4 protein-coding genes and 1 pseudogene are annotated in these 3,947 nt (G+C 74.1%); all 5 read left to right on the top strand.

The features are described 5' to 3' along the window. Nucleotides 1-800 (top strand): annotated as a pseudogene (locus ACFRMQ_RS39050) (ATP-binding protein); the annotation flags it as partial. Nucleotides 801-817: 17 nt separating this feature from the next. Further along, nucleotides 818-1,204: a roadblock/LC7 domain-containing protein gene (locus ACFRMQ_RS39045; protein WP_380735644.1), complete on the top strand. Its 387-nt coding sequence runs from the start codon at nucleotides 818-820 to the stop codon at nucleotides 1,202-1,204. Between the two features lie 77 nt (nucleotides 1,205-1,281). Beyond that, nucleotides 1,282-1,644: a DUF742 domain-containing protein gene (locus tag ACFRMQ_RS39040; protein WP_380735643.1), complete on the top strand. Its 363-nt coding sequence runs from the start codon at nucleotides 1,282-1,284 to the stop codon at nucleotides 1,642-1,644. After that, on the top strand, nucleotides 1,625-2,242 hold the full coding sequence (locus ACFRMQ_RS39035) for an ATP/GTP-binding protein (protein WP_380735642.1): 618 nt from the start codon (nucleotides 1,625-1,627) through the stop codon (nucleotides 2,240-2,242). Before ACFRMQ_RS39040 ends, ACFRMQ_RS39035 begins: the two co-directional genes overlap by 20 nt. 58 nt (nucleotides 2,243-2,300) lie before the next feature. Further along, nucleotides 2,301-3,809 carry a cytochrome P450 gene (locus ACFRMQ_RS39030; RefSeq protein ID WP_380735641.1) on the top strand — a complete coding sequence of 503 codons (1,509 nt, stop codon included), beginning with the start codon at nucleotides 2,301-2,303 and terminating at the stop codon, nucleotides 3,807-3,809. Nucleotides 3,810-3,947: the final 138 nt, after the last annotated feature.

Raw genomic sequence — 3,947 nt, 5'->3', positions numbered from 1 at the left:
ACGACGCCCGGTTCCGCGCCGAGCGCTCGATCCGCGAGGCGATGGTCTCCAAGGAGTTCGACGACCTCGCAGAGTCCCCCCGGCTGGGCTTCGCCATCATCGGCCGGCTCTGCCAGGCGTACGGCTTCCAGATCTCGCTGCGCCGCTCCGCGTACGGCGGTGTCCGGGCGGTGCTGGTCGTACCGAAGGCGATGCTCACCACCGCTCCGCCGACCGGCCGGGCGCACGGCATCGGAGCCTTCTCCGGCCCCCGTCCGCTGCCGCCGAACCGTCCCCGGCACGCGGCCCCGAGCCGCCCCTGGGGTGCCAGGACGACCCCGGCCGGCGTCGGGCCGTCCAACGGTTCGACCAACCCGTGGGGGCCCTCCGGCCCGGCCGGAGACGACGAGGTGATCGTGACCGAGTGGACCGCCAACGGCCTGCCGCAGCGCCGGCGCAGCCAACCGTTGGTGCCCCGGACCTACCGCGGCGCGACGCGGACCGCCGCGCAGCACACCGGACCGACGGCCGGGCCCCTCGCCCAGACGTCGCGCCCCGCCAAGGAGCGCAAGGAGCCCGGTCTGTGGGTGGAGGCGTTCATGCGGGGCATCAAGGGCACCGGCCCGAGCCCTTCCGGCCCGGGCGCCGCCGCCGACGACGACCACGGCACGGGCACCCGACGCGCCACGGACACCGGACGTACCGCGGACCCCGGACGTACCACCGACACCGGACGCGCCACCGGCACCGGACAGCCGGGTGCCGGGCACACCAGCGCCGCACACACCAGTGAAGAGACGGCAGGGAAAGGCGAGCAGTGACTCCGCACCGCAGCAACATGGACTGGATCCTCAACGACCTCGCGCACAGCGTCCCGTACGTGCGCCACGTCATCGTGCTGTCCGCCGACGGCCTGCGGATCGCCCAGTACGGCACCGACCCGGACGCCGCCGACCGCCTCGCCGCCGCCTGCGCCGGGCTGCAGAGCCTGGCCGGCGCGATCGGCCACGAGTTCCCGCACGGCGACGGCTCGATGCGGCTGGTGGTGATCGAGGTGGACGGCGGCTACTTCTACCTGATGGCGGCCGGCGACCGCGCCTACCTCGCGGTGCTCGCCGACGAGGGCGTGGACGCCGGCCTGGTGAGCCACCAGATGCGCGACCTGGTGGCCCGGATCGGCGAGCACCTGTCCACCCCGCCGCGCAACCCCGAGGCGGTCGCGTGAACCGGCTCCCGGCCCGGCCCGCCGCGACGCGCTCCAGAAGCGGGGCGGCCCATGAACGAGCACAGTGAGGCGGTGTCATGACGGCCGAGAAGGCCGGCTGGGAAGGCCCCGAGCCCGACCGGTTGTACGTGATCACCCGGGGCCGCAGCGGCGGTTCCGGGCTCGGGGTGGTCGACCTGGTCACCCTGATCGTCTCCCGCGGTGAGCCGACCCCGGCCCACCAGCCGGAGCACGCCGCCATCCTGCGGCTGTGCCGCTCCCCGCTCTCGGTCGCGGAGGTCTCCGCCTACCTGGAGCTGCCCGCCAGCGTGGTCGCCGTCCTGCTGGCGGACCTGCTCGACGACGGGCTGGTCGAGGCCCGCGCCGCCGCCGTACCCGCGGCGGAACTCCCCGAACGCGCCCTGTTGGAGGCGGTGATCCATGGACTTCAGCGGCTCTGACACAGTGGTCGGGCCGGCCCACTCGGACCTGCTGCCGGACACCGTCTCCACGGCGGTCAAGGTGGTGGTCGTGGGCGGATTCGGCGTCGGCAAGACGACGCTGGTCAGCTCGGTGAGCGAGATCCGCCCGCTGACCACCGAGGAGACCATGACCCAGGCCGGGGTCGGCGTGGACGACCCGACCGGGGTCGAGCAGAAGACCTCCACCACCGTGGCCATGGACTTCGGCCGGATCAGCATCAACGACCGGCTCGTGCTGTACGTCTTCGGCACCCCCGGCCAGGAGCGGTTCTGGTTCCTCTGGAACGGCCTGTTCGAGGGCGCCCTGGGCGCGGTGGTGCTGGTGGACACCCGCAGGCTGGAGGTCAGCTTCGAGGTGATCGGCCGGCTGGAGGAGCGCGGCGTGCCCTTCGTGGTGGCCGTCAACGGCTTCCCGGAGGCGCCGTCCGTCCCGTTCGACGAACTGCGCGGCGCGCTCGACCTGCCGGCCGAGGTGCCGATCGTCACCTGCGACGCGCGCAGCCGGGAGTCCAGCCGGGACACCCTGATGACCCTGATGCACTACCTGTACGAGCTGGCCGTTCCCCGCACCGGCTGATCCGACGGCCCGTCCGTCCGAAGCCCGTGGCCTCATCACCCCCGCGACCGGAGACTCCGTGACCACCCCCTTTCCCGAACCCGCCGACCCGGCACCCGCTCCCACGCCGCCACCCGGCTGCCCGGCCCACGCGGGCGGCGGCATCGCCCCGACCGGCCCCGGCGGGCTGCGCCGCCTGTACGGGCCGGAGGCCGAGGCGGACCCCGCGCTCCTGTACGACAAGCTGCGCGCCGAACACGGCGACGTCGCCCCGGTGCTGCTGCACGGCGACCACCGGGCCTGGCTGGTGCTCGGCCACGGCGCCAACATCGCCGTGATGCGCACCCCGTCGCTGTTCTCCCGGGACTCCCGTCTGTGGAACGCCTTCCGCGACCGCGAGGTCCCGCCGGACTCCCCGCTGCTGCCGGTCATCGCCTGGCAGCCGATCTGTGTGTTCGCGGACGGCGAGGAGCACCGGCGGCTGCGCGGCGCGCTGGTGGCCGGCCTGAACGGCTTCGACCAGCGCGGCATCCGCCGCCACGTCCGGCGCTTCACCACCGACCTGGTCCAGGTGGTCGGTCCGACCGGCGAGGCCGAGCTGATCTCGCAGTTCGCCGAGCACCTGCCGATGCTGGTGATGACCAAGCTGATCGGCGTCCCGGACGAGTACGGGCCGCAACTCGTTGTCGCCGCAAGGGACTTGATGAAGGGCACCGCGACGGCGATCGCCAGCAACGACTACGTGGTCACCAGTCTGCGCCGGACCGTCGCCATCAAGCGCGAGCAGCCCGGGGACGACCTGACCACCCGCCTGCTGGCACACCCGGCCGGGCTGACCGAGGACGAGGTGCTGGAGCACCTGCGGGTGGTGCTGCTGGCCGCGAACGAGACCACCGTCAACCTGATCGCCGACTCGCTGAAGATGGTGCTCACCGACCCCCGGTTCCGCGCCCACGTCTCCGGGGGGCAGATGACCCTGGGCGAGGCGCTGGACCAGGTGCTCTGGGACGCCCCTCCGATGTCCCTGGTGGCCGGCCGCTGGGCGACCGCCGACACGGAGCTGGGCGGCCAGCAGATCGCGGCCGGGGACATGCTGCTGCTCGGGCTGGCGGCGGGCAACGTCGACCCGGTGGTCCGGCCCGACCTCGCCGCACCGCTGCACGGCAACCGCTCCCACCTGTCCTTCGGCGCCGGGCCGCACGAGTGCCCGGGCCAGGACATCGGGCGGCACGTCGCCGAGGCCGGGATCGACATCCTGCTCACCCTGCTGCCGGACGTCCGGCTCGCGGTGCCGGAGGAGGAGCTGACCTGGAGCTCGGCCTGGATCTCCCGGCATCTCACCGCGCTGCCGGTGGAGTTCACTCCCCGCGACATCGAGCCGGACCCGGCCTCGGTGGCGGAGGCGGAGGCGGAGCTCGCCGTGGCCGAGCGGGCGGAGGCCGCGGCGGCCCGGGCCGGCAAGGCCGGCGGGGGCACCGAGAGCGCCGAGGACACCGACGACGCCGGGGCGTCGGAGCAGGCGGCCCCGGCCGTCCCGGCGCCGCGGCGCGGCTGGTGGGACGTGCTGAGCGGCCTGTTCCGACGCTGAGCGACCCCTGAGCGATCCCCGGGCGACGGCCCGCCTGACGACGGCGGGCCGGCCATCGGTCCGGCGTCGGTCAGCCGTCGGTCAGCCGTCGGTCAGCCGTCGGTCAGCCGTCGGTCCGGCGCCGGTACAGGGTGAAGC

Origin of the sequence: Kitasatospora sp. NPDC056783 (genome assembly GCF_042789895.1) — a bacterium.
Classification (GTDB): domain Bacteria; phylum Actinomycetota; class Actinomycetes; order Streptomycetales; family Streptomycetaceae; genus Kitasatospora.
The sequence above is the reverse complement of the archived record's forward strand: the minus strand, read 5'-3'. Positions and strand labels throughout refer to the sequence as shown.

Coding starts and splice junctions, on each gene's coding strand:
- ACFRMQ_RS39035 (WP_380735642.1), top strand. CDS start 1,625: ATGGACTTCAGCGGCTCTGACACAGTGGTCGGGCCGGCCCACTCGGAC.
- ACFRMQ_RS39045 (WP_380735644.1), top strand. CDS start 818: ATGGACTGGATCCTCAACGACCTCGCGCACAGCGTCCCGTACGTGCGC.
- ACFRMQ_RS39040 (WP_380735643.1), top strand. CDS start 1,282: ATGACGGCCGAGAAGGCCGGCTGGGAAGGCCCCGAGCCCGACCGGTTG.